The 22,738-nt window shown below is 68.6% G+C and carries 25 protein-coding genes; 13 read left to right on the top strand and 12 right to left on the bottom strand.

Going from position 1 to position 22,738, the window contains the following annotated elements; translation table 11 throughout:
* Positions 1-74 precede the first annotated feature (74 nt).
* From OHA10_RS25015 to OHA10_RS24995, 5 genes are all read left to right on the top strand, one after another.
* Positions 75-365 (top strand): hypothetical protein, encoded by a 291-nt coding sequence (locus tag OHA10_RS25015; RefSeq protein ID WP_371401190.1) that lies wholly within the window; start codon positions 75-77, stop codon positions 363-365.
* A 9-nt stretch (positions 366-374) separates the two neighbouring features.
* Positions 375-923: a histidine phosphatase family protein gene (locus OHA10_RS25010; protein WP_371401189.1), complete on the top strand. Its 549-nt coding sequence runs from the start codon at positions 375-377 to the stop codon at positions 921-923.
* On the top strand, positions 913-1,299 hold the full coding sequence (locus OHA10_RS25005) for a CrcB family protein (protein WP_371401188.1): 387 nt from the start codon (positions 913-915) through the stop codon (positions 1,297-1,299). The genes OHA10_RS25010 and OHA10_RS25005 overlap by 11 nt, the downstream gene beginning before the upstream one ends.
* Positions 1,296-1,661 (top strand): fluoride efflux transporter CrcB, encoded by a 366-nt coding sequence (gene crcB / locus OHA10_RS25000; RefSeq protein ID WP_371401187.1) that lies wholly within the window; start codon positions 1,296-1,298, stop codon positions 1,659-1,661. Before OHA10_RS25005 ends, crcB begins: the two co-directional genes overlap by 4 nt.
* Before the next feature lie 198 nt (positions 1,662-1,859).
* On the top strand, positions 1,860-2,153 hold the full coding sequence (locus tag OHA10_RS24995) for a WhiB family transcriptional regulator (protein ID WP_134097793.1): 294 nt from the start codon (positions 1,860-1,862) through the stop codon (positions 2,151-2,153).
* Between the two features lie 20 nt (positions 2,154-2,173).
* Here the strand turns inward: OHA10_RS24995 and OHA10_RS24990 are convergent, their stop codons facing one another.
* The 6 genes from OHA10_RS24990 to OHA10_RS24965 form a co-directional block, all read right to left on the bottom strand.
* Positions 2,174-2,581, bottom strand: a complete 408-nt coding sequence (locus OHA10_RS24990) for a PLD nuclease N-terminal domain-containing protein (protein WP_371401186.1) — start codon at positions 2,579-2,581, stop codon at positions 2,174-2,176.
* Between the two features lie 192 nt (positions 2,582-2,773).
* Complete coding sequence (locus OHA10_RS24985) at positions 2,774-3,643, bottom strand: ABC transporter permease (protein ID WP_371401185.1); 870 nt, start codon at positions 3,641-3,643, stop codon at positions 2,774-2,776.
* Entirely contained in the window at positions 3,633-4,400 is a 768-nt protein-coding gene (locus tag OHA10_RS24980) for an ABC transporter ATP-binding protein (RefSeq protein ID WP_371401184.1), read from the bottom strand. Before OHA10_RS24980 ends, OHA10_RS24985 begins: the two co-directional genes overlap by 11 nt.
* A gap of 10 nt (positions 4,401-4,410) precedes the next feature.
* On the bottom strand, positions 4,411-5,481 hold the full coding sequence (locus tag OHA10_RS24975) for an ABC transporter substrate-binding protein (RefSeq protein WP_371401183.1): 1,071 nt from the start codon (positions 5,479-5,481) through the stop codon (positions 4,411-4,413).
* A 33-nt stretch (positions 5,482-5,514) separates the two neighbouring features.
* Entirely contained in the window at positions 5,515-6,423 is a 909-nt protein-coding gene (locus tag OHA10_RS24970; protein ID WP_371401182.1) for a sulfite exporter TauE/SafE family protein, read from the bottom strand.
* A gap of 58 nt (positions 6,424-6,481) precedes the next feature.
* Entirely contained in the window at positions 6,482-6,568 is an 87-nt protein-coding gene (locus OHA10_RS24965) for a putative leader peptide (protein ID WP_371407990.1), read from the bottom strand.
* Positions 6,569-6,722: 154 nt separating this feature from the next.
* Here OHA10_RS24965 and OHA10_RS24960 point away from each other — a divergent pair, with 154 nt between their 5' ends.
* Positions 6,723-9,308, top strand: coding sequence for a family 78 glycoside hydrolase catalytic domain (locus tag OHA10_RS24960; protein ID WP_371401181.1), 2,586 nt, complete (start codon positions 6,723-6,725; stop codon positions 9,306-9,308).
* Here OHA10_RS24960 and trmB read toward each other — a convergent pair.
* A complete protein-coding gene (gene trmB, locus OHA10_RS24955) occupies positions 9,289-9,936 on the bottom strand; it encodes a tRNA (guanosine(46)-N7)-methyltransferase TrmB (protein WP_371401180.1) in 648 nt (215 codons plus the stop codon). The genes OHA10_RS24960 and trmB overlap by 20 nt on opposite strands.
* 78 nt (positions 9,937-10,014) lie before the next feature.
* Complete coding sequence (locus tag OHA10_RS24950; RefSeq protein WP_371407989.1) at positions 10,015-12,921, bottom strand: bifunctional [glutamine synthetase] adenylyltransferase/[glutamine synthetase]-adenylyl-L-tyrosine phosphorylase; 2,907 nt, start codon at positions 12,919-12,921, stop codon at positions 10,015-10,017.
* A gap of 238 nt (positions 12,922-13,159) precedes the next feature.
* On the opposite strand from OHA10_RS24950, the gene OHA10_RS24945 reads away from it, so the two are divergent.
* The 3 genes from OHA10_RS24945 (at position 13,160) to OHA10_RS24935 (ending at position 14,852) form a co-directional block, all read left to right on the top strand.
* Positions 13,160-13,666 carry a hypothetical protein gene (locus tag OHA10_RS24945; protein WP_371401179.1) on the top strand — a complete coding sequence of 169 codons (507 nt, stop codon included), beginning with the start codon at positions 13,160-13,162 and terminating at the stop codon, positions 13,664-13,666.
* 45 nt (positions 13,667-13,711) lie between these two features.
* The gene (locus tag OHA10_RS24940) at positions 13,712-14,278 is read left to right on the top strand and encodes a peptidylprolyl isomerase (RefSeq protein ID WP_371401178.1); all 567 of its coding nucleotides are present in this window, start codon (positions 13,712-13,714) and stop codon (positions 14,276-14,278) included.
* Between the two features lie 286 nt (positions 14,279-14,564).
* Positions 14,565-14,852, top strand: a complete 288-nt coding sequence (locus tag OHA10_RS24935) for a YiaA/YiaB family inner membrane protein (protein WP_371401177.1) — start codon at positions 14,565-14,567, stop codon at positions 14,850-14,852.
* Positions 14,853-15,005: 153 nt separating this feature from the next.
* Here OHA10_RS24935 and glnA read toward each other — a convergent pair whose 3' ends face one another.
* Complete coding sequence (glnA, locus tag OHA10_RS24930; protein ID WP_371401176.1) at positions 15,006-16,346, bottom strand: type I glutamate--ammonia ligase; 1,341 nt, start codon at positions 16,344-16,346, stop codon at positions 15,006-15,008.
* 112 nt (positions 16,347-16,458) lie between these two features.
* Between glnA and OHA10_RS24925 the strand changes: the two genes are divergently transcribed.
* Positions 16,459-16,863 carry a hypothetical protein gene (locus tag OHA10_RS24925; protein WP_371401175.1) on the top strand — a complete coding sequence of 135 codons (405 nt, stop codon included), beginning with the start codon at positions 16,459-16,461 and terminating at the stop codon, positions 16,861-16,863.
* On the opposite strand, the gene OHA10_RS24920 is transcribed toward OHA10_RS24925, so the two are convergent.
* Both OHA10_RS24920 and OHA10_RS24915 read right to left on the bottom strand, forming a co-directional pair.
* Positions 16,792-17,709 carry a hypothetical protein gene (locus tag OHA10_RS24920; protein WP_371401174.1) on the bottom strand — a complete coding sequence of 306 codons (918 nt, stop codon included), beginning with the start codon at positions 17,707-17,709 and terminating at the stop codon, positions 16,792-16,794. The genes OHA10_RS24925 and OHA10_RS24920 overlap by 72 nt on opposite strands.
* Positions 17,706-18,185, bottom strand: coding sequence for a hypothetical protein (locus tag OHA10_RS24915; RefSeq protein ID WP_371401173.1), 480 nt, complete (start codon positions 18,183-18,185; stop codon positions 17,706-17,708). Before OHA10_RS24915 ends, OHA10_RS24920 begins: the two co-directional genes overlap by 4 nt.
* 163 nt (positions 18,186-18,348) lie before the next feature.
* On the opposite strand from OHA10_RS24915, the gene OHA10_RS24910 reads away from it, so the two are divergent.
* Positions 18,349-19,023, top strand: a complete 675-nt coding sequence (locus OHA10_RS24910; RefSeq protein WP_371401172.1) for a peptidoglycan recognition family protein — start codon at positions 18,349-18,351, stop codon at positions 19,021-19,023.
* On the opposite strand, the gene OHA10_RS24905 is transcribed toward OHA10_RS24910, so the two are convergent.
* Entirely contained in the window at positions 18,969-20,168 is a 1,200-nt protein-coding gene (locus OHA10_RS24905) for a DUF418 domain-containing protein (RefSeq protein ID WP_371401171.1), read from the bottom strand. The two genes, OHA10_RS24910 and OHA10_RS24905, sit on opposite strands and share 55 nt — an antisense overlap.
* A gap of 85 nt (positions 20,169-20,253) precedes the next feature.
* Here OHA10_RS24905 and OHA10_RS24900 point away from each other — a divergent pair, with 85 nt between their 5' ends.
* A complete protein-coding gene (locus OHA10_RS24900) occupies positions 20,254-20,883 on the top strand; it encodes a GNAT family N-acetyltransferase (protein ID WP_371401170.1) in 630 nt (209 codons plus the stop codon).
* An 81-nt stretch (positions 20,884-20,964) separates the two neighbouring features.
* Positions 20,965-22,737: an NAD+ synthase gene (locus OHA10_RS24895; protein ID WP_371401169.1), complete on the top strand. Its 1,773-nt coding sequence runs from the start codon at positions 20,965-20,967 to the stop codon at positions 22,735-22,737.
* Position 22,738 lies beyond the last annotated feature (1 nt).

Here is a 22,738-nt window from a genome sequence, read left to right as displayed (position 1 = left end):
TCCAGGTGGTGAGGCCGCGAACCTTTGAGTTGGTTCGGTATCGGGATCCGAGTGGGGTTTCGGGGACCGGAGTGGTGGCTGAGGGGTGTGAGTTCAGCGACGGCTCGGTGGCGTTGCGATGGCGGGGTGACAACCCGGCCACAGCGGTCTGGCCCGACCTCGACTCGGTGCTGGCGGTGCACGGCCACCAGGGCGCGACCGAGGTCCGCTGGGTCGACGGCCAGAGCCCGTCCGCGCCGCGAGCCGGCCTCGACAACCTCTTCGACGAACTGCACCAGGTCCGCGCCCCCTCGTCGCTCACCGATCCGCTCCCGCCACCGCCCGGCCACTCGCGTGGATGGGCAGGGGCCCGGCATCTGAGGTAGAACGTGCCCGTGACGCAGATCTACCTGGTCCGGCACGGTGAGCCGGACTACGAGCCGATCGACTCCCGGGGCCTGCCCGGGACCGCGGCCGACTCCGCCCCGCTCAGTGCCGTCGGGATGAAGCAGGCCGAGGAGCTCGCCGACCTGCTCGGCGGCATCCGCGCGACGTACCTGGTCAGCTCGCCGTTCACCCGCGCCCTGCACAGTGCCGCGATCATCGGCCACCGGCTCGCCCTCGGCGTGCGGGTCGACTACGACCTCCGCGACTGGATGCCGGACCAGACCGGCCTGTGGCGCAGCATCGCCGACCTCCACGCCGCGCAAGCCGAGTTCGAGGCGTACGACGGCGAGTGGCCGGAAGGTGTCCAGCGACCGTGGGAGCCGCTGTCCCAGGTCCGCGAGCGGGCCCGCGCCGCTCTCGCCCGGCACACTGCCAGCACCGACGGACCGGTCCTGGCGATCACGCACGCCACGGTGATCCGGGCACTGACCGGCGAGAAGGGGACGGCCCACGGCGCCCACGAGTACTACCGCTACGATCCGGCGAATGAGAGCTGAACCGGGACTGCTACGCATCCTCGGCGTCGTCGCTCTCGGTGGTGTGATCGGCTCACTGGCCCGCTACGGGCTCGCCGAAGCGGTACCGCATGGAGCGTCCGGATTCCCCTGGGCGACGTTCGTCACGAACGTGCTGGGATGTTTCGCGATCGGGGTCCTGCTCGCGCGGTTGACCCCGCGACACCATCCGCTGCTACGGCCCTTCCTCGGCACCGGCATCCTCGGCGGATTCACGACGTTCTCGACCTTCGCGGTCGACACCGAGAAGTTGCTGCACGTGCAGATGGTTGTTGCATTCGTCTACTTCTTCGGCACGGTCGCCGCGGCGTTGGCAGCGGCAACGATCGGCGAACTCGTGGGCGGACGGCGCCGATGAACATCCTGCTGGTCGCACTCGGCGCGGCGGTCGGTGCGCCGCTCAGGTTCCTGGTGGACAAGCACATGGTGGGGCGGTTGTTGCTCGGCGCCCGGATCGAGACCCCGTTGCCCTGGGGAACCTTCGCCGTCAACGTCCTCGGCAGTTTTCTGCTCGGGTTGCTGACCGGCGTCGGCAATCACACGATCGCTTTGCTCGTCGGCGTCGGGTTCTGCGGCGCGTTCACGACGTACAGCACGTTCGCGGCCGAGACGACCGCGCTGGCCGGTTCCGGACATCGCGGCAAGGCGTTGCTCAACGTCGTACTGAACCTGGGTACCGGACTCGTCGCAGCCGTTGTCGGAGCGTGGCTCAGCAAGTGACTCATGTCACACGGGGGATGACGTGAACACCTGCGCCGCCTGCTGTGCGCCTGAATGGGCCCCGATCACGGCCCGCAACGGCACGCGGTGATAACGAATGGCCCGAACTTCGAGACAACAAGGGTTGAACTACGTAAGAGATGAGCATAGTTTTCACCGAGCGCCCGTCCGCGCTCACGGTGAGTCAAGGAGGTTGCCATGTCGAGAGGGATGCCTCGCCTGCCCCGCCCGCTCATGGATCTGTGGGACTGGCAGTCACAAGCCGCATGCCGGGACGTCAACCCGGAGCTCTTCTTCTCACCCGAATCGGAGCGTGGCGTTCGCAAACGCGCCCGCGAGATGGTGGCCAAGTCGCTGTGCGGGACCTGCCCGGTCCAGCCCGAATGCCGGCAGCACGCGCTCTCCGTCGGAGAGCCGTACGGCGTCTGGGGTGGCACGACGGAGTCCGAGCGCGACAACACCGTCCTCCCCGAGCACCGGAAATCGGCGTAGGAGCTGCCCGCTACCAACCCTCAGGCAGTTCCCTCGTCCTCCTCGGACGGGGAATCGTCGTCCTTCGCCGTGCCCTTGGGGTTCTTCGGCTTCTTGGGGCTCTTGGGCTCCTCGGGCTCCGGCGGCTTGATCGTCGTGCGCGGGTCCCGGTAGCGGTCCAGTGACTTCAGGAAGTCCGGATCGTCATCGGGTGCCAGCGGGCGGCTGACCGGCCGCGACGGCCGTACGACGGCCTCGCGGCCGCCGCCGCCCTGGGTGCGCGACATCAGCAGCCAGACGATCGGCCCCACGAACGGGACGAACACGATCAGGACGATCCACACCAGCTTGGGCAGGTGCGGCACGTCCTCGTCGGGTGTCTGGATGCAGGAGAACAGCGCATACACGCTGAGCACCAAGCTGATCAGGAACGGCAGGAATCGAACCACGCTCCAACAGTACGGCGCGCAGCCGATCAGCGGGCGGAGGTGGTCGTCCTGTCCAGTAATCCCACGCCGTAGCGAGCAGGTGCTCGGCACGGTGCATCGGCGCGCGGGGGCGAAGGGGTCGATGCGGAGCATCGTTCCCTTTGCACCCGTGCGGCGAGGTGCCGTGCCGAGTGCCGCGCAGTAGGCGTGGGATTACTGGACAGGACGTAGTCCTCGCGCGCGCAACACGGTGTTCTCGAGCGGGCGGAACACCAGCAACTCGATGCCGACGCCGACCACGAAGATCAGCACGATGCCGGCGAACACCATCGAGATGTCCGACAGCGACATGCCGTTGTGCAGGTACTGCCCGAGGCCCTCACCGAGCTCCGGGGAGGTCGCGATCAGCTCGGCCGCCATCAGCGACCGCCACGAGAACGCCCAGCCCTGCTTGAGTCCGCCGAGGAACCCGGGCAGCGCGGCCGGCAGCAGGATGTACCGGATACCGCCGAACCGCCCGGCGCCGAGGGCCTTGCCGACCCGCGGCAGGATCGGCGGCACCTGGTCGAGACCGGAGACCAGACCGTTCGCGATCGACGGCACCGCGCCGAGCAGCACGACCCAGTAGATCGCGCGGTCGTTCAGCCCGAACCACAGGATCGCCGCCGGCACCCATGCGACCGAGGGCAGGCTCTGCAGACCCGAGACGAGCGGCCCGATGCCCCGGCGTACGACGGTGATGTTGGCGATCGCGAGCCCCAGCGGTACGGCGATCAGCAGCGAGATCGCGAAGCCGATGACCGCCCGGTGCACCGATACCCAGAACAGCCCGAGGATGTCGCCGCTCGTCACCAGCTGCCAGATCTGACTCCAGACGGCCGCCGGTGCGGGCAGTTTGAACTCGGGCCAGAACGCCGCGGCCCACAACGCCTGCCAGATCGCGACCAGGACGACGATCGCTCCGACCGGCGGCAGGACGCGCGCGGCGATCCGCCGTACCCGGGACCCCTCGGTGGTGTTGACCGGGGTGTCGAGCACATCGAGTCCGGCCTCGACCGATCCTTCCTGGACGTCAAGCGGCATGACTGCTGATCACCTTGCGCAGTGCTGTGTTGATCTCGTCGACTGCATCGGGGGCATCGTCCACATCCCATTGCTGCACGACCCGGCCCGGTCGCGACGACAGCAGTACGACGCGTTGCCCCAGACGCACGGCCTCGCGGACGTCGTGCGTGACGAACAGGATCGCGGTACCGGTGGCTCGCCAGATCCGCAGCAGCTCGCCCTGCAGGACGTCGCGGGTGATCGCGTCGAGCGCGGAGAACGGCTCGTCCATCAGCAGCAGCGCCGGCTTGCCATCGGTGCCGTCCGCCGTGGACGCAAGCGCCCGCGCCAAGGCGACGCGCTGCCGCATACCGCCGGACAGCTCGTGCGGACGCTTGTCCCCCAAGCCGGCCAGCCGCACCAGCTCGAGCAGCTCGGCCGCCTTCGCCCGGCGCTCCGACTTCGGTACGCCGGCCATCCGCAACGGCAGCTCGACGTTCCCGGCAGCCGTCAGCCACGGCATCAGCGCCGGCTCCTGGAAGACGACCGCCGGGCGGGACGAGTTCAGCTCGATGCGGCCGGCCGTGGGCTGGTCGAGGCCCGCGACAAGGTTCAGCAGCGTGGTCTTGCCGCAGCCGGACGCGCCGAGCAGGCAGACGAACTCACCGGGCTCGACCTCGAGATCGACGCCGTCCAACGCGACCACCGACTTCCGGCCGGTCCCGAACGTCTTGCCTACTTGATGAAAGCGCACCGGGCTCAGCACGTCCGGCAAGGTTTCGATGGTCGCGGTCATGGCCAGCCTCCTACTTCGAATCCAGGCCGGCGGCGTCGACCGTCGGCTTGCCTGCCTTGCTGAGTACCTCGTTCAGCGGGCCGAGGTCCGCGAAGCCCGCGACCTTCGGCGCCTCCTTCGCGATCCCGGCGGTGACCTGGTCCTTGGCCAGCTGCGGGAACGTGCTCGCGATCGGATCCGCGGTGATCTGGATGTTCTTGAACGCCCGGTCGATCACAGCCGGCTTCAGCGCCTTACCGGTCGCTTCCTTCAACTGGGCGTTGACCACGGTCTTGGCGTCGGCCGGGTTCGCGGCGCTGTAGTCGATCGCCGCGAGCAGTCCGGACAGCAAGGCCTTCACGGTCTCCGGGTGCTCCTGCAGGAACTGGGTCCGGACGATCAGCACGGTCGTCGGGAACTTGCCGTCCGGCCAGAGCGTCGCCTCGTCGAGCAGCACCTTCGCGCCCGCGTCGAGGACGAGCCGCGACGACCAGGGCTCGGGCAGCCAGGCCGCGTCCACGTCGCCCTTCTTGAACGCGTCGAGCGTCTGCGCGTTCTCCAGGTTGGTGACCTTGACCTTGCCCGTCAGGTTCTTCTGCGCGAGCCACTTCTTCAGCGACACGTCCTGGGTGTTGCCGAGCTGCGGCGTGACGACGGTCTTGCCGATCAGGTCCTCCGGCTTGGTGATCGTCGGCTTCACCACGAGCTGCGCGCCGCCGGACGTCGCACCGGCGATCAGGCGGACCGCCTCGCCGTTGGACTTCGCGTAGGCGTTGATCGCGGGACCGGAGCCGATGAAGCCCGCGTCCAGCGAGCCGCCGAGCAGCGCCCCGACTTCCTCGGGACCGGCGTTGAACTTGGTCGGCACCAGCTTGGTGCTGCCGAGCTCCTTGGTGAACAGGCCCTTGCCGAGACCGACCAGCGCGGCGGCGTGGGTGACGTTCGGGAAGTAGCCGAGCCGCAGCTCGGTGGCGGGACCCTTGTCGGCCGACGCGGCTTGGGTGTCGGCGCCCCCGTCGGCGCGCGAGCAGCCTGCGGCGGCGATCGTCAGGGCGAGGGTTGCGGCGAGCAGACGGAACGGACGGATGGCGGAGATGCTCACGAGAAGACCTTTGGTGTGAAGGAAGGCGAAGCTTCAGGAAGCGGGTTCGAGCTCGCGCTCGTCGATGACGGCCTCGGGTGCAGTGGCCGGTTCGCGACGTGCGAGCCGGACTCCGTAGAGGACCAGGGCTGCCCAGGCGGCGACGAGGGCGGCGTAGACGGCGTACCGCGGGCCGGTGGTGACGTCGAGACCGTTCAGCAGGGTGCGGGCATTGGTCAGGATCAGCACCAGGCCGACCGCGACCCCGAGCCAGCGGGTCGCCAACCGCGACACCAGCCACGCGGCGATCGGCGCCGCGATGACGCCGCCGATCAGCAGTGCGGCGACGATGCCGTACGGCAGGCTGTCCCGACCGAGGCCGAACAGGAAGCCGATGCTGGCGGCGACCGAGACCAGGAACTCGGCCGCGTTCACCGACCCGACCGCGCGCCGCGGCGCCAGCTTGCCGCTGGACAGCAGCGCGGAGTTCGCGACCGGTCCCCAGCCGCCACCGCCGGTGGCGTCGATGAAGCCGGCGACCAGACCGAGCGGACCGAGGAACTTCCCGGCCGGGCGACCCTCGATCACGGCGCGGACCTTCCCGGTGCCGAACCGGACCAGGATGTAGACGCCGAGCAGGAGCAGCAGTCCGGCGACCCACAGCGACGCGGACTCGGTCGACAGGCTGGACAGGAACGTCGCGCCGGCGAACGCACCGATCGCGCCCGGCGCACCGATCAGCGCGACCACGCGCCAGTCGACGTTGCCGAAACGCCAGTGCGACAGGCCCGAGGCCAGCGTGGTGCCGACCTCGGACAGGTGCACCGAGGCGGAGGCGACGGCCGGGGAGAGCCCGGTGATCAGCAGTGCCGTACTGGCGGTGACGCCGTACGCCATGCCGAGCGTGCCGTCGACGAGCTGGGCGATCGAGCCCAGCAAGGCGATCAGGATGAGACGACGCACGGACCTACTCCCACGGGTCGGTGACGGGCTGACGGGTACGCGGAGTGGTTCGCGTAGGTCAACAACCCGAGGAGTTCACGCGCAGCAGGTCGACGTGCCGGCGCCGCGTGAGCGCGTCGCCGGGTGCGTTCGAGATGACCTGCATGTCTCCATGAAAGCGGACAAAGTCGAGCAAGATGCTGAGGTTTCAGCATTTGGGACGATGAATCATGGACCGAGACAAACGATCAGAATCGATCATCGGCCGGTTCTGGTCAGATGGTTGAAGCGTCGAGGCCTGACTGCCTACGGTCCTGTCCGTGCTGACTCCGCGATCCTTGAAGACCGAGTACGCCGCCCGACCGCTCGGTGTCGACGTGAACCGGCCGCGGTTCAGCTGGGTCGCCACCGCTCCCGGGTACGGCGCGACACAGACGGCGTACCAGGTCCTCGTCGCGTCCGCGCCGGAGCTGCTGACTCCGGAGAGCGCGGATGTATGGGACTCGGGGAAGGTCGACTCACCCCGAACCTTCGGGATCGAGTACGACGGACCGACAGCGGCGCGGACGCGGTACTTCTGGACTGTCCGGTTGTGGGACGAGCAGCCCGGTGAGTGGGCTGCACCGGAATGGTTCGAGACCGGTCTGCGCGACGAGGGCTTCGGGTCGGCGCAGTGGATCGGCGGCTCGACCGACAGCGCTCCCCTGCTGCGGCGCGGGTTCGCCGTCGACGGGACCGTCCGCCGGGCGCGGTTGTATGCGAGCGGCCTCGGGTACGCCGATCTCCGGGTCAACGGTCACGCGGTGAGTGACGCCGTACTCGATCCTGGTTTCACCGCGTACGACCGCACTGTGCTCTATGTGACGCACGACGTCACCGAGCTGCTGCGGTCGGGCGGCAACGTGGTCGGGGCTGAGCTCGGGCGCGGATTCTTCGGCCTGACGTCGGTCAATGTCTGGCGTTGGCATCAGACGCCGTGGACGGCCGACCCGCGGCTGATCGCACGGCTGGTCGTCGAGTACGACGACGGGCGCGTGGACGAGATCGTCACGGACGAGTCGTGGCGGATCACGGGCGGACCGACGCTCTCCGACTCGCTGTACACGGGTGAGACGTACGACGCCCGCCGCGCGCTGCCGGGATGGGACGCGCCCGGGTTCGACGACTCGTCCTGGTCGGCGGCCGCGGTCGTCGAGGCGCCGAAGGGGAAGGTGACCACGCAGGCGCACGAGCCGATCCGGGTGGTCGAGACCGTGGATCCGGTCGAGGTCACCGAGGTGCGGCCGGGTGTCTGGATCGCGGACTTCGGGCGAACGGTCGCGGGCTGGACCAGGCTGTCGGTGACGGCGCCGGCCGGGACGACGATCAGCCTGACCCACGGCGAGACGGTTGCTGACGGCAAGGTGGTCGCGGAGAACGGGCACGTCGACGGTGACCGGATCCAGCGGGACGAATACGTTGCGGCTGGCAACGGTGCGGTCGAGAGCTGGGAGCCGCGGTTCTCCTACAAGGGTTTCCGGTACGTGCAGATCGAGGGCGCGCCGGCGGACGTGCAGATGCGGGTGGTCAACTCCGATGTTCGTGCTGTGACCCGATTCGCTTCGTCGCAGGCGCCGTACGAGCAGTTCGAGCAGGCGATGCGGCGGACGATCCTGAGCAACCTGCACGGGATCCCCACGGACACGCCGTTCTTCGAGAAGAACGGGTGGACCGGGGATGCGCAGGTGGGTTCGCCCACGATGCTGGCGACGCTGGACCTGGCGCGGTTCTTCACCAAGTGGCTCGGCGACATCCGGGACAGCCAGGCGGACTCCGGGCAGCTGCCGGTGATCGTGCCGTCGAGCGGATGGGGTTTCACCGACCTCTCCCCCGCGACCGAATGGCCGACGGTGTACCCGTTCCTGCTGCGCGAGATGTACCGCTGGTACGGCGACGAGCGACTGCTGCGCGAGCACTGGGAATCGCTCACCCGCTATCTGGCCTGGGAGCTCGGCCGGGTCGAGGACGGGTTGTCGGTGAGTGTGCTCGGCGACTGGCTTCCGCCGGGGTACGGGAACGGTCCGGCGCCCGAGGACCGGCGGCTGACGGGTACGGCGTACCTGTATCGGGCTGTCGTGGTCGCGGCGGAGATCGGCGAGTTGATTGGGCAGTCCAACGACTATCGGAAGGCGGCGGCGGAGCTCGCCGACGGGCTGAACCGGGCGTTCCTGGATCGTGCGGCGGGCCGGTATCGGTCGGCGGAGGACCCGGACTACCGGCAGACGTCGAATGCTGTGCCGCTGGCGTTCGGGATCGTTCCGGAAGACATGGTCGACCGGGTGGCGGCCGGGCTGGCGGCGGATGTCGAGGCGCGCGGCTTCCATCTGAATACGGGATGCCTGGGCGTCGGCGTACTGCTGCCCGTGCTGACCGCGCACGGGTACGGCGACGTGGCAACCAAGGTCGCGCTGCAGCGGAGTTACCCGAGCTGGGGTTACTGGTTGGACCTCGGCGCGGACACCATGTGGGAGATGTGGGAGGACGACTCGCGGTCGCGCAACCACTACTTCCAGGGCACGGTCGTGCAGTGGATCTTCGAGAACGTCGCCGGGCTGCGCGTGATCGACGCGGGCTGCGAGCGGATCGTGGTCCGGCCGGATGCGCGCGACGAGGTGGACTCGGCGAGCATCCGGACCGAGACGATCCGCGGACGGGTGTCGGTCTCCTGGGAGCGGACCGGTCGGGTGCTGTCGATGGAGGTGCAGGTTCCGGTCGGTACGACGGCAGAGGTCCATGTACCGTCGGCGGCTGCGTCGGACGTTGCCGCCGTACCGCAGTCGTTTGCGGGCTCGGCGACGTACGCCGACGGATACACGATCTACACGGTGCCGGCCGGGCAGTGGCACTTCACCAGTCGGTCAGCGTGACCTTGGTGTAGATGAGGTCGCGGACCTCGCGACCCTCGGCCTGCGCGCGGGACTCGAACTTGGTGACCGGGCGCCATTCGGGGCGCGGGGCCCAGGTCTCATACTGGTTCCGCAGCGCCGGCTCGGCTTCGCAGACCGCGAACATCCGGTCGGCGTAGTCCGCCCAGTCTGTTGCCAGGTGCAACGCTCCGCCGGATTGGAGGCGGGAGGCAACCAGTGCGACGAACGGCGGGCTGACCAGTCTGCGCTTGTGATGCCGCTTCTTCGGCCACGGGTCCGGGAAGTAGATCCGTACGCCGGCCAGCGTGCCCGGCGCCACGTGATCGCGGAGGAAGTCGAGCGCGTCGCCCTGGAGCAGGCGGACGTTCTCGAGGTCGTACTTCTCGACCCACAGCATCAGCTGGCCCAGGCCGGCCGGGTAGACCTCGGCGGCCAGGTGGTTGACCTCCGGCGCGGCGACGGCGAGCTGAGCGGTCGCCTCTCCCATTCCGGAACCGATCTCCAGCACGGTAGGCGCTTCCCGGCCGAACCACCTCGCGAGATCGAGCTCGCCGGGCGGCAGGTCCTCCTGCGTCAGCCCGAGCTCCGGCCACTGCGTCTGCCAGACCCGCTTCTGCCCAGCCGTCATCCGAACACTCCGCCGGACCGTACTGAAAACGCCCGCCTGCCTGACCTGATCCACTGCTTCCACCACCAGACGATTCTATTAGTCGTCCCAGAACAGGTGGGCGACGGTGTTGTGGGCCCGTCGGGTGGTGCGGAGGTAGTCGTCGGAGAAGCGGCTGGACTCGCCGGGTGGGTAGCCGCAGATCTGGGCGACCGCGGCGAGGTCGCGGGGATCGCGCGGCAGCGAGTCGCCGGGGCGGGCGCGGACGAGCATGATCGCGTTGCGGATCCGGGTCGCCATCTCCCACGCGGCGCGGAGCGTGTCCGCCTCGGTCGGGTCGACGAGGTTCGCGTCCACGCCGGCGTAGAGCGCCCCGAGGGTGCGCGTCGTACGCAGGGTGGGGACGCGATGCGCCTCGCGGAGCTGGAGGAGCTGGACGGTCCATTCGATGTCGGCGAGACCACCCCGGCCCAGCTTCGTGTGGGTGGCCGGGTCGGCGCCACGCGGGAGGCGCTCCGCGTCGACGCGGGCCTTGATGCGGCGGATCTCCATCACGTCCCGGTCGCTGATCCCGTTCTCCGGGTAGCGGAGCGGATCGATCAGCTCGCGGAAGGACTGACACAAGTCGGCGTCGCCACACAGCGGGTCGGCGCGCAGCAGAGCCTGCGCCTCCCAGACCGCTGACCATCTGGCGTAGTACGAGGCGTACGACGCCAGCGTGCGTACCAACGGTCCTTGCCGGCCTTCCGGCCGCAGGTCCGCGTCGACCACGACCGCGGGATCGGTGCCCGGCAACCCGAGCAGCCGGCGCAGTTCGGTCGCTGCCTGGGTCGCGAAGTCGGTCGCGGCCTTCTCGTCCGCGCCCGGCTTCGGGTCGTGCACGAACATCACGTCGGCGTCGCTCCCGTAGCCGAGCTCGTGCCCGCCGAAACGGCCCATCGCGACGATCGACATCCGCGTCGGCTCGGGCTCGCCCTTCGCGACGGCGCGCCGAGCGACCTCCAGGGCGGTCGTCAGCGTCCCGACCGAGATCACGGTCAGCGCCTCGCCGACCTTCTCCACGTCGAGCAGTCCGGACAGATCGGCGGCCGCGATCCGGAACAGTTCCCGTCGGCGTACCGCTCGGATCGCCGCGACTGCAGCTTCCGGTGAGTCCTGACGGCGGGCGGCGGCCGACATCTCGGACAGCAGTGCGTCCTGGGTCCGTGGCGTCAGTTCGCGCTCGTCCGCGAACATCGCGGTCGCCTCGGGGGCGCGTTGCAGCAGGTCGACGGCATACCGGCCGCTGGCCAGAAGGTGCGCGAGGCGTTCGGCCGACGCCCCTTCGTCGCGAAGCTGGCGCAGGTACCACGGTGTCGAACCGAGGGCGTCGGAGATCGTGCGGAAGGCGAGCAGGCCGGCGTCCGGATCCGGCGATTCGGCGAACCAGCCGAGCATCGCGGGCAGCAACGCCTTCTGGATCGACGAACGCCGCGACACGCCCTCCGACAACGCTTCGATGTGCCGCAGCGCCGACGCGGGATCGGCGTACCCGAGCGCCGTCAGCCGCTGCTTCGCCGCCTCCGGCGTCAGCCGCACCTCGTCGCCCGGGATGCGCGCGACCGCGGCCAGCAGCGGCCGGTAGAACAGCTTCTCGTGCAGCCGCCGTACTTCGAGTGCGTGCTTCTTCCAGGCCGCGGTCAGATCGGCGACCGGGTTCTTCGTGAAACCGAGCGAGCGACCGAGACGGCGCAGGTCCGCCTCGTCGTCCGGGACCTGGTGTGTACGGCGCAAGCGGTACAGCTGGATGCGGTGCTCCATGGAGCGCAGGAAGCGGTACGCGTCCGCGAGTACGGCGCCGTCGGTACGGCCGACGTACCCGCTGGTGGTCAAGGACTCGAGCGCGACCAACGTCGTACCGCTGCGGACCGACTCGTCACTGCGGCCGTGGACGAGCTGCAGGAGCTGTACTGCGAACTCGACGTCCCTGAGCCCACCGGGACCGAGCTTGAGCTGGCGATCGACATCCGCGGCCGGGATGTGATCGATGACGCGGCGGCGCATCGCCTGCACGTCGTCGACGAAGCCCTCGCGGTCGGCCGCGGACCACGCGAGGCCGCCGACCTTCTCGGAGTACTCTCTGCCGAGCGCCGCATCGCCCGCGACCGGACGGGCCTTGAGCAGCGCTTGGAACTCCCACGTCTTCGCCCAGCGCTGGTAGTACGCGAGGTGGCTGTCGAGCGTGCGGACGAGCGGACCGGACTTGCCCTCGGGGCGGAGCGCGGCGTCGACCGGCCAGAGCGTGCCCTCGCCCGTGTGCGCGGAGCAGATCCGCATCGCTGCGGCCGCGAGTTGGGTCGCGGTCTTGAGTGCGGGCAGCTCGGGCTCGCCTTCGAGCGGTTCGGCGACGAAGAGTACGTCGACATCGCTGACGTAGTTGAGCTCCCGGCCACCACACTTGCCCATGGCAATGATCGCGAGCCGGCAGTCGGCGGCGCCGGGGTGCGCGGCGAAGTACTCGTTGCGGGCGATGTGCAACGCGGTCTCGAGCGCTCCGCCGGCCAGATCCGCGAGGACGGCGGCGACCTCGTCGACGAGCAGGCCCTCGGCGAGGTCACGCGCGGCCAGTCTCAGGAGCAGGCGACGGTACTCGACCCGGAGCGCGTCGATCGGGTTGTCCGCGTCGACCGCGGTCACAAGCTTGGCCGCGACGTCCTCGACCGACGGGCGGGCGCCGGCCAGCGCCGGGTCGGCCAGGTCGTACCAGTGACGCGGATGTACGGCGAGATGCCGGCCGAGCGCCTCACTCGCGCCGAGCACGTACACGAGGCGGCGCCGGAAGCCGTCGTCCATCTCGAGCGTGCGCGCGAACGCGGCCACGTCGTACTGATGTCTGTGCAGCGCCTCCGCCATCGCGCAGAGCCCGTGGAGCGCGAGATCCGGGTCGGCGGACTCCCCGAGCGTGGTGATCAACTGCTCGGTGGCCATCGGACTGTGCGAGTCGAGCGCGTCCAGCTCCTCGAGCATCCCCGCCGCGCGCTGCGGGTCCTCGAACCCGAGCCGAACGAGGCGTCCCTCCCACGATCCTCTCCGACCCTCAGCCACCCCCAGAGGCTACCCAACGCAGTTCCTGGACCCATCACCGCTTCCCTGCGCGCACAATGGTCGGTGTGTTCACAAAGTCTCGGCGGGATCGCGGACAGATCGCGGGGAATACACGGTGTCGTGTAGCGGATCCGCTCAGTAATCGGCATGATGGCTTCTCATGGTCATGATGACGGGGTCGCTCGCCGTGCGCGGAACGGTGCTCTGGTTGACACCCCAACAGGGCGGGCGAGTGTCGGGTCCGCCGGAGCCGGACTACGACTACGACTACACCGCGACGGCGTACCTCCCACCGCGAACGCCGGAGGACGGTCAGGCCGGCATCGCGCTGCGCCGGTTCGCACCCGGCGCCTGGCGTACGCCGGCCGAGGGGATTCTCGTGCCGGCCAAGGGAAATCGCGCCCAGCAGGTGATCCCCGGCTGCATCGTGATCATCACCGAAGGCGTCCGCCCGGTCGGACTGCTCACGGTCGAAGAGGTGCATGCGCTTGCGCCGGACGGTACGCCGATCGTGACTGCCGCTCCGGTGCTCGACACGGTCGTCGAAGCGTCGCCGCCTGCCGATCCGGTGCCGGCCGATCCGCCGTACCGGCACTCGACAGCAGCATCGCGGTGGGCGTCGAAGCATGCCTCGGACGACGCTCCGCCGCAGACCGCCGGAGTCTGAACACACCCTGTTGCAACCTGCATACTCAGTGTTACCTTCGGGACTATGCGTCACTGGAAACGGGTTGTCGCCGTCCTGCTGGTCGCCGCCCTCGCGCTCGTCGTCGAGGGCTGGGTAGCCCGCGCCCAGGCTGCGACGACGCTGTTCAAGAACTGCCAGTACGTGCGTACTCCGGGCGAGAGCGGCCGTCCGCCGTACTCGCTCGCCCCGACGATCGGGCTGGTCAAGGCGACCATCCGCACCGACCGCGGCGACCTCGTCGTCACCCTGGACCGCAGCGCTGGCCCGTGCGCGGTGCACAGCTTCACCTACCTCGCCCTGAAGCGCTACTACAACCAGACCCCGTGCCCGCGCCACACCCGGGCGATCCTCGAGTGCGGCGCGGGCCGGCCTGGCTACCACTTCACCCCCGAACTCACCGGCCACGAGACCTACCCCCGCGGCACAGTTGCCCTCAGCAACACCCCCGACCTCGGCAACACCGGCACCTTCTTCATCGTGCCTGTTGACGGTGCCGACACCCCACCCGCAACCATCATCGGCAAACTCACCACAGGCTTCCCAACCCTGGACCGCACCCCCACCAAGATCCTCGAAGTCCTCATCGGCTGACGCCACATATTGGAGATGGGAGTGGGATTTCCTGGCCGTCGACGAACTCGGCCAAGTTGCCGTCCTCTCAACCGCCTTCGACTGGCTCGTCTGGTACGGCCCGTACGAGCTGATCGCGACACCCGCTGAACCGCTCCAGATCGAGCATCTGCCAAACGCACTCCGCGCCGCCGCCCCGACTGCTCCGCATCCCGCAATCATTCACCGGGATTTCGAGCCTGCAGCTAGAACACACCTGAGTGATTTTGCTGATGTGGGGCACGCCCGCGTGATCGACGATTCCGGCATGAGCAAAAGCATCCAGCCCCAGCAGACCGCCGCGTTCTACGCCCAGTCGGTCGCATCCTTCGGCATCTCCCTCACCGCGATGACCGTCGCCCTCATCTACCTCCCGGCCCAACCCTGGGTCCGAGCCTTCCTGGCCCTGGGCATGCTCTACGTCGTCACCTCGACCGTCGTCCTCTGCAAGGTGGTCCGCGACCGCCAAGAACTCACCGAAGTAACCACCCGAGTAGACCAAGCCCGCCTCGACAAACTCCTCACCGAACACGACCCCTTCAAAGTCGACGCCTGACCACGCCGGCCCTCTCACCGACCGGTTCAGGTCGCCGATACCCCGCAGCAGAGTCCCACCGACCAACCCATCCGATCAGCAAGCGCCGGCCTATCCACTCACCGCGCGATAAGCGCGCACCCGAGGGCGAGGGCGGGGGTCGACTACCTGCTGCTACAGGACAGGCAGGAGTTTGTTGAGTTCGAAGGGGGTTACCTGGCGCCGGTAGTCCTGCCACTCGGCGCGCTTGTTGCGGAGGAAGAAGTCGAAGACGTGTTCGCCGAGCGTCTCGGCGACCAGTTCGCTGTCCTCCATCGCGCTGATGGCTTCGGCCAGGCTGCTGGGCAACGGCTTGATGCCGAGAGCCTTGCGCTCCCGAGAGGTCAACGACCAGATGTCGTCCTCGACCTCCGCAGGCAGCTCGTAGCCCTCCTCGATCCCCTTCAGCCCCGCAGCGAGCATCAGAGCAAAAGCCAGATAAGGATTGGCAGCAGAGTCCAACGACCGGAACTCGACCCGCGAAGACTGCCCCTTGTGCGGCTTGTACATCGGCACCCGCACCAGCGCAGACCGGTTGTTATGCCCCCACGAGATGAACGACGGCGCCTCGTCCCCGACCGCCAAACGCTTGTACGAGTTCACCCACTGGTTCGTCACCGCCGTGATCTCCCCGGCGTGACGCAGCAGCCCGGCGATGAACGCCCGCCCGGTCTTCGACAGCTGGTACTGCGCCCCGCCCTCGAAGAACGCATTCCGGTCGCCCTCGAACAGCGACATATGCGTATGCATCCCCGACCCCGGCTGATCCGACAGCGGCTTCGGCATGAACGACGCGTAGATCCCCTGCGACAGCGCCACCTCCTTCACCACGACGCGGAACGTCATGATGTTGTCGGCGGTCGACAGCGCGTCGGCGTACCGCAGGTCGATCTCCTGCTGACCCGGCCCGCCCTCGTGGTGGCTGAACTCGACCGAGATCCCCATCGACTCGAGCATCGTGATCGCCTCACGGCGGAAGTCGTTGCCGATGCCCTGCGGCGTGTGGTCGAAGTACCCGGACGAGTCGACCGGCTCAGGCGTCGTACCAGGCGCACCGGTCAGCGACTTGAACAGATAGAACTCGATCTCGGGATGCGTGTAGAACGTGAACCCCAGATCGGCAGCCTTCGACAGCGTCCGCTTCAGCACATGACGGGGATCGGCGAACGACGCCGACCCGTCCGGCATGTTGATGTCGCAGAACATCCGCGCCGTACCCATCGTCTCGCCGCGCCAGGGCAGGATCTGGAACGTCGACGGGTCCGGCTTGGCCAGCATGTCGGCCTCGGTCACCCGGGCGAACCCCTCGATCGCCGACCCGTCGAACCCGAGCCCCTCCGCGAACGCGCTCTCCAGCTCCGCCGGCGCCACCGCGACCGACTTCAGGAACCCGAGTACGTCGGTGAACCAGAGCCGCACGAAGCGTACGTCGCGCTCCTCCAGCGCGCGCAGCACGAACTCCTGCTGCTTGTCCATCAGTCCACCTCTCGCCCAGGTCCAGAACTTCTCACAGTGTGCCCCGCCTCTGTTAAGCAGACGTTACGTCCCCAGGCGGACACAGGCATGCCCAGGGGCCTAGCGTGTTCCCGTGCAGACGATCTTCCATGCAGCACTCATCGTCGCCGCGATCCTCTGCCTCAGCGACCTCATCGTCAGTACGGCGCGCTTCATCCAATCACTGCGCCGGAAGCGACCCGCCGAGAAAGACGTGCTCGGCCGCCGCTGGCTGCCGATCCCCGAGCTCGGATTCGGCATGTGCGCGTTCTGCTGCCCCGGACTGGTGACGCTCGGCCTGACCCACCACGACGCGGACAGCCTGCCGACCCAACAGATCCTGCTCGCCGCCCTGGTCTTCGGGTACGCCGGTGCCGTGCTCTCCCGGATCGTCCGTACGCCGGGACCGGGCGGCCGCCGGTTCCGCCTACGCGCCGGCCTGCTGCTGGGCCTCCCGGCCCTCTTCGGCCTCGTGTTCGGCCTCTCGGGCGTCGTCTGACCGTTTCTTCACCCGTCGCGCCTGGTACCAAGGCACGATCCGTTCGAGCGGGGCAAAAGCCAACCAGCAGACCACGGTCGGCAGGAAGTGGATCAGCAGGATCGCCGTATTCGCCGCGTGGAACCCGAGGAAGAACAGGGCCCCGAGCAACTGCCACCGCCCCTTGAGCCACAGGATCACCGGCGAACAGAACTCCCCGATGATCCCGACCCACTGCATCACGTGCAGCACCCACGGATAGTGCAGCAGCCACTCCCCGACCGGATGCGGCCGGCGCACGATCGCCCAGGTCAGTACTGCGCTCCCGGGCCACGTCAACGCCCATCCGGCACTGCGCAGTTTCGCGATCGAGGACAGGAAGTACGTCGCGATCACGCAGATCTGCACGCACCGGATCGCCCAGCCGGCCGCCTCCGACCGGGTCTGATCGCCGTACGACGCCCGCCCCCGCCGAGCACCGCCGACGGTCGGGAGGACCCACAGCGCGATCACCAGCGCGAGGTGGTCGTGGTCGACCTTCCCGTCGCTCATCCCGATCAGCACCCACCAGGTGAACGCCGGCGCGACGATCCAGCCGGCGATCCGCGGGAAGTAGTTCGAGGCACCGATCAGGCAGGCCACGATCAGCACGAAGTACAGCGCGGTCGTGTTCGCGACCGACGGCTTGGGCAGGTCGAGCAGCCGGGCCAGCAGCAGCGGTTGATAGAGCCCGGGATGCTCGCCCTTGTCGCGGGTGTCGCGGACGAAGGCGTGCATGTCGAGGATGACGAACAGATACAGGATCGTCCGCAACCACGCGATCCGCCCCAGGGCGATCGCCGGTGTGAACCAGTTGACGGCCCTCATCGACGTACCTCCCACGTCGCGAGCACCTGCGACGTCGGCGGTCCCTCGACCCGGCCCTTGACCAGTTGGGTCGTGTCGCGGATCAGTTCGAGCTTCACGTACTTCGGCTTGTCAGGATGCTTCCGAGCCCACCCGTCCGCGACCTGCTGCAGCAGCGACGGGTTCTTCACGATCTCGCCGGTCCGCGCCTCGATCTCGGCCCGGGCGACGCCGGCGCCCTCGATGTTCAGCGGTACGTCGACCGTCGTACCGGCATCGGTGACCGCGCTGATCCGGGTGTAGTCGATCTTGGCGTCGTCCGGCACCGACATCGCGTACTGCGACATCGGTCCGAACGGCCACGCGTCGTCGGATGCGCGCACCGATCCGTTGATCAGCAGCCCGATCCCGGCCACGGCGACCAGAACCCGCACCGCCTTGCCGGCTCGACCCAGCCTGGCGTCCTCCGGCCGCTCACGAACAGTCACGCCCGCCATTACACACCAACCTCTCACCTGCAGCTCGACAGGACGTATACGTGCACTGCCCGTGCCTCCACGCCTGCGCGAACCGCGATTCCGGCCCCATCGGCAGACACCTCCTGTCGAGCTGCAGGTCGAGGCGGTTTGGAGTGCCGGTTCGTAGGGAATTTTCTACAACATGACCGCCCCAGAAAATATCCAACGCGCCCGGGTCTCCCGGCGTACGTTGCTCGGCGCGACCGCCGGCGGCGTACTGCTCGGCGGGACCCTGGCCGCAGCCAGGCCCACAACAGCGCTCGCCGCGCCCGCGCCGCGCTGTTACACGCGGACCGAGTGGTCGGCGCGCCCGCCCAAGTCGGCGACCCAGGTGATCGGCAAGCCCGACCACATCGTCATCCATCACACCGCGAGCCCGAACGTCACGGACTACTCGCTCGCGGCCGCGTACTCGGTCCAGCACTGGATCCAGGACCTGCACATGGACACCAACGGCTGGATCGACATGGGCAACCAGCTCACGATCAGCCGCGGCGGGTTCCTGATGGAGGGCCGGAGCAAGTCGTTGTCGGCGATCAACAACGGCCAGAACGTCCTCGGCGCCCAGACCGCGAACCAGAACAGCCACACGATCGGCATCGAGCACGAAGGCATCTACGTCAGCGAGGACGTGACGGTCCCGCTGTTCGACATGTCCGTGCTGACGTGCGCGTGGTTGTGCACGAAGTACGGCCTCGATCCGCATGTCGCGATCGTCGGGCATCGCGACTACAACACGACGCAGTGCCCGGGTGACGTGTTCTACGCGCGGTTGCCCGAGCTCCGCGACAGAGTGGCTGCTGTTCTCTTCGGCTGATAGGTGATCCGCCGGATCAGGATCTCGAACGGGCCGCGGTAGTTCGCGCGGCGCATCCGGTCGGCGAGCAGTACGGTCGCCAGCCAGGTCGCGACGGCGAGCAGGGCCGTGGTGGTTGTGGTGAGCGTGTGCGACAGGTCGAGCAGGTACGGCGTGAACGCGACGGCCCACACGACCGATTGGGAGAGGTAGCACGTCAGCGAACGTTGTCCCACAGCTGCGATCGCCAGGGAGACCGGGCCCTGGCGATCGCCTCGGGACTCGCTGAGCCTGCGGGCGATGAGCACGATGAGTGCGGCGTACCCGACGCCGCCGAAGACACCGGTTGCGTCGTGCAACGGTCCGAGGATCGACAGCGCGTGGTCGCTCGGTCGGGCGAGTACGCCGCCGACGACGAGCGAGACCGGGAGCGCGCCGACGACCGCGATCGTGAGGCCGACGAGTGCCGTCGTACGGAGGAGGGTGAGGTGCTGCGCCGGGCGTTCGAGGATGCGGCGGCGGCCGGCCCACAGGCCGATCAGGAACGGCGTGACGAAGCCGATCCAGCCGAGGCCGGCGATGAACGGCTGTACGACGATCCGGTCGCCGAACTGACCGAGGAAGTCCGGCGGGACCATCGCCGGGTCGGCCGCGTCGGACGAGGTCGCGAGCGAGTCGTCGCTCGGTAGCGAGGTGAGGATGAGGACGAGCGCGGCGACGACGAACAGCCAGCGGTCCTTCCAGCGCAGGGCCCACACACCGAGCAACAGCAGGACGCCGTACGCCGCGAGGATGTCGCCGATGTAGAGCAGCATCGCGTGCAGGAAACCGAGGACGATCAGGACGAGGCTGCGCCGCCAGAGCAGCTTGCGGATCGGCCACCAGCCCTTGCCGGATTCGCGTTGGCGGCGGACGATCTGCGCGACGCCGTACCCGAAGAGGACGCCGAACATCGGGAACGCGCGGCCGTCGACGAAGGTCGAGATCAGCAGGCCGGCCACGCGATCGACTGCCGAGCCGTCGGTCGGGAAGCCGCCGAAGACGCGGTCGCTGTAGACGAAGTAGTGCGAATTGGCGAGCGCGATGAACAGCAGCATGAATCCGCGCGCGAGGTCCGGGCCGAGTGCGCGCTCACTCAGCCCGGTCGGTCCGGCCTGGATGCTCATGGCACCAGTCAATCCGCGCCGGAGCGGTGCGGCGTCCATCCAAAGTTCCTTCGGGCGTGAACCTTCGTCGCTGTTCCATAGGCGGGTGCACGACGACGCCCTGACCCGCTGGCAGCGCGGATGGTCCGCGTCGCGCGGGTGGACCGATTATCAGCAGGTCGACGACGTCACCGTCGTACGCGTCGGCGAACCGGAGCGACGGGTCGAGTACGTCGCCACCGAAGCTCATGCGGCCGCCGCGGCGCATCTCGCGCTGACAGACTGCCATCCGCCCGGCACGTCCTGGTTGGCGATCACCACCGACGACCCGGCTCGCCTCGCCGCCGACCTCAAACCACTCGAGTCGCTCCGTACCGAATGGCTGATGACGATCAGCCTGGCCGAGCAGGCGTCGTACCCCGTGCCCGCGCCGTACACCCTCGAGGTCTCCACCACGCCGTCGATCGTCGACGCCCAGATCTACGGGTACGGCGAGATCGCCGCCACCGGCCGGATGGCCGTCCTCCACACCGGCGCCGTAGCCGACCTCATCACCACCGACCCCGCCCACCGCCGCCGCGGCCTGGCCCGAGCCCTCATGACCGCCCTGGCCCACTCCACCCCCACCCCCACCGCCTACCTCTCCGCCTCCCCCACCGGCCGCCCCCTCTACGAGTCCCTCGGCTGGACCACCCTGACCCCACTCCTGGTCGCCCGTACATCCACCAAGTACTGATCAGGACCTTTGGCGTACGTAATACGTAAGAGGTTGGAGAGGGGCGTGGGGATGAGCGGGGGGAACCAGTAATGTGCTCCCGTGCCTCAACTCCGAGTTGCTCTTGCTCAGCTGAATGTGACCGTGGGTGACATTGCTGGGAACGCCGACAAGATCGTCGCGTGGACCCGGAACGCGGTCGAGCAAGGTGCGCATGTGGTGGCCTTTCCCGAGCTCGGGCTGACCGGGTATCCGGTGGAGGATCTGGCGCTGCGGGCGTCGTTCGTGGATGCGTCGCAGAGCCGGATCCACGATCTCGCGCAGCGGCTCGCCGACGAAGGGCTCGGGGACATCGTCGTGGTCTGCGGATACCTCGACCGGGCCGGCGGTACGGCGATGGGCGTCGACCGGCTGGGCCGGCCGAAAGGCTCCCCGACCAACTCCGCCGCGGTCATCCACCAGGGCCGCGTCGTCACCAGCGCGGTCAAGCACCACCTGCCGAACTACGGCGTCTTCGACGAGTTCCGGCACTTCGTCCCCGGCAACACCCTGCAGGTGATCCGGATCCACGGCATCGACGTCGCGCTGGTGATCTGCGAGGACCTCTGGCAGGACGGCGGCCCGGCCGCGGTCACCCACGAAGCGGGCGCCGGTCTCCTGCTCGTGATCAACAGCTCGCCGTACGAGGCGAACAAGGACGACAGCCGCGGCGACCTGGTACGGCGGCGCGCCCGCGAGGCGGGTTGCGCGCTCGCCTACGTGAACCTCGTCGGCGGCCAGGACGAACTCGTCTTCGACGGCGACTCGCTGGTCGCCGATGCCGACGGCAAGGTGTTCGCCCGCGCCCCGCAGTTCGAGCAGGGCAGCATGATCGTCGACCTCGACCTCCCGGCCGCCGAAGGTGCGCCGGAAGGCACCTACGAAGGCATCGAGATCGTGCACACCGTCCTGCACGAGGATCCGGTCGAGCCGTACGACGCGATGGAGCCGGTGATCGCACCGCAGTTGTCGGACGAGGCCGAGATGTACGGCGCGATCGTGACCGGCCTGCGCGACTACGTCCAGAAGAACGGCTTCAAGTCCGTCCTGCTCGGACTGTCCGGCGGCATCGACTCGTCGCTGGTCGCCGCGATCGCCTGCGACGCGATCGGCGCCGAGCACGTCTTCGGGATCTCCAACCCGAGCATCTACTCCAGCGACCACTCCAAGGACGACGCCGCCGAGCTCGCCGCCCGGACCGGCCTGAACTACCGGGTCGTGCCGATCCAGCCGATGGTGCAACCGTTCCTCGACACGCTCGGCCTGACCGGACTGGCCGAGGAGAACCTGCAGGCCCGCGTCCGTGCTGTGGTCTGGATGGGACTGTCGAACGCCGACGGCCACCTGGTGCTTGCCTGTGGCAACAAGTCCGAGCTGTCCGTCGGCTACTCGACCATCTACGGCGACGCGGTCGGCGGCTACGCACCGTTGAAGGACCTCCCGAAGACGCTCGTCTGGCGGCTCGCGAAGTGGCGCAACGCCGACGCCGAGGAGAAGGGGCAGCAGCCCCCGATCCCGGAGAACTCGATCGTCAAGCCCCCGTCGGCCGAGCTTCGCCCGGGGCAGCAGGACACCGACTCGCTGCCGCCGTACGACCTGCTCGACGACATGCTCGACGACTACGTCGAGCAGGACCGCGGCAGTGCGGAACTCGTCGCTGCCGGGTTCGACGCCGAGCTGGTCACGAAGGTGATCCAGCTCGTCGACCGCGCGGAGTACAAGCGCCGGCAGTACCCACCGGGCCCGAAGCTGACCCACAAGGCCTTCGGCCGGGACCGCCGGTTGCCGATCACGAACGCATGGCGTGAGGACGCACGGAAGGCAGCCGACCACTGAG

The organism is Kribbella sp. NBC_00662 (assembly GCF_041430295.1).
Lineage (GTDB): Bacteria > Actinomycetota > Actinomycetes > Propionibacteriales > Kribbellaceae > Kribbella.
Note: the sequence above shows the minus strand (reverse complement) of the source record. Positions and strands in the feature narration are given on the sequence as shown.

What these genes read in the sequence shown, in the direction of transcription:
- OHA10_RS24905 (WP_371401171.1), bottom strand. Translation starts at nt 20,168, where the DNA reads ATGAGCATCCAGGCCGGACCGACCGGGCTGAGTGAGCGCGCACTCGGC.
- OHA10_RS24910 (WP_371401172.1), top strand. Translation starts at nt 18,349, where the DNA reads ATGACCGCCCCAGAAAATATCCAACGCGCCCGGGTCTCCCGGCGTACG.
- OHA10_RS24935 (WP_371401177.1), top strand. Translation starts at nt 14,565, where the DNA reads ATGAGCAAAAGCATCCAGCCCCAGCAGACCGCCGCGTTCTACGCCCAG.
- glnA (WP_371401176.1), bottom strand. Translation starts at nt 16,346, where the DNA reads ATGGACAAGCAGCAGGAGTTCGTGCTGCGCGCGCTGGAGGAGCGCGAC.
- OHA10_RS24995 (WP_134097793.1), top strand. Translation starts at nt 1,860, where the DNA reads ATGTCGAGAGGGATGCCTCGCCTGCCCCGCCCGCTCATGGATCTGTGG.
- crcB (WP_371401187.1), top strand. Translation starts at nt 1,296, where the DNA reads ATGAACATCCTGCTGGTCGCACTCGGCGCGGCGGTCGGTGCGCCGCTC.
- OHA10_RS24940 (WP_371401178.1), top strand. Translation starts at nt 13,712, where the DNA reads ATGCGTCACTGGAAACGGGTTGTCGCCGTCCTGCTGGTCGCCGCCCTC.
- OHA10_RS24920 (WP_371401174.1), bottom strand. Translation starts at nt 17,709, where the DNA reads ATGAGGGCCGTCAACTGGTTCACACCGGCGATCGCCCTGGGGCGGATC.
- OHA10_RS24985 (WP_371401185.1), bottom strand. Translation starts at nt 3,643, where the DNA reads ATGCCGCTTGACGTCCAGGAAGGATCGGTCGAGGCCGGACTCGATGTG.
- OHA10_RS24915 (WP_371401173.1), bottom strand. Translation starts at nt 18,185, where the DNA reads ATGGCGGGCGTGACTGTTCGTGAGCGGCCGGAGGACGCCAGGCTGGGT.
- trmB (WP_371401180.1), bottom strand. Translation starts at nt 9,936, where the DNA reads ATGACGGCTGGGCAGAAGCGGGTCTGGCAGACGCAGTGGCCGGAGCTC.
- OHA10_RS24950 (WP_371407989.1), bottom strand. Translation starts at nt 12,921, where the DNA reads ATGCTCGAGGAGCTGGACGCGCTCGACTCGCACAGTCCGATGGCCACC.
- OHA10_RS24945 (WP_371401179.1), top strand. Translation starts at nt 13,160, where the DNA reads ATGGTCATGATGACGGGGTCGCTCGCCGTGCGCGGAACGGTGCTCTGG.
- OHA10_RS24980 (WP_371401184.1), bottom strand. Translation starts at nt 4,400, where the DNA reads ATGACCGCGACCATCGAAACCTTGCCGGACGTGCTGAGCCCGGTGCGC.
- OHA10_RS25005 (WP_371401188.1), top strand. Translation starts at nt 913, where the DNA reads ATGAGAGCTGAACCGGGACTGCTACGCATCCTCGGCGTCGTCGCTCTC.
- OHA10_RS24965 (WP_371407990.1), bottom strand. Translation starts at nt 6,568, where the DNA reads ATGCAGGTCATCTCGAACGCACCCGGCGACGCGCTCACGCGGCGCCGG.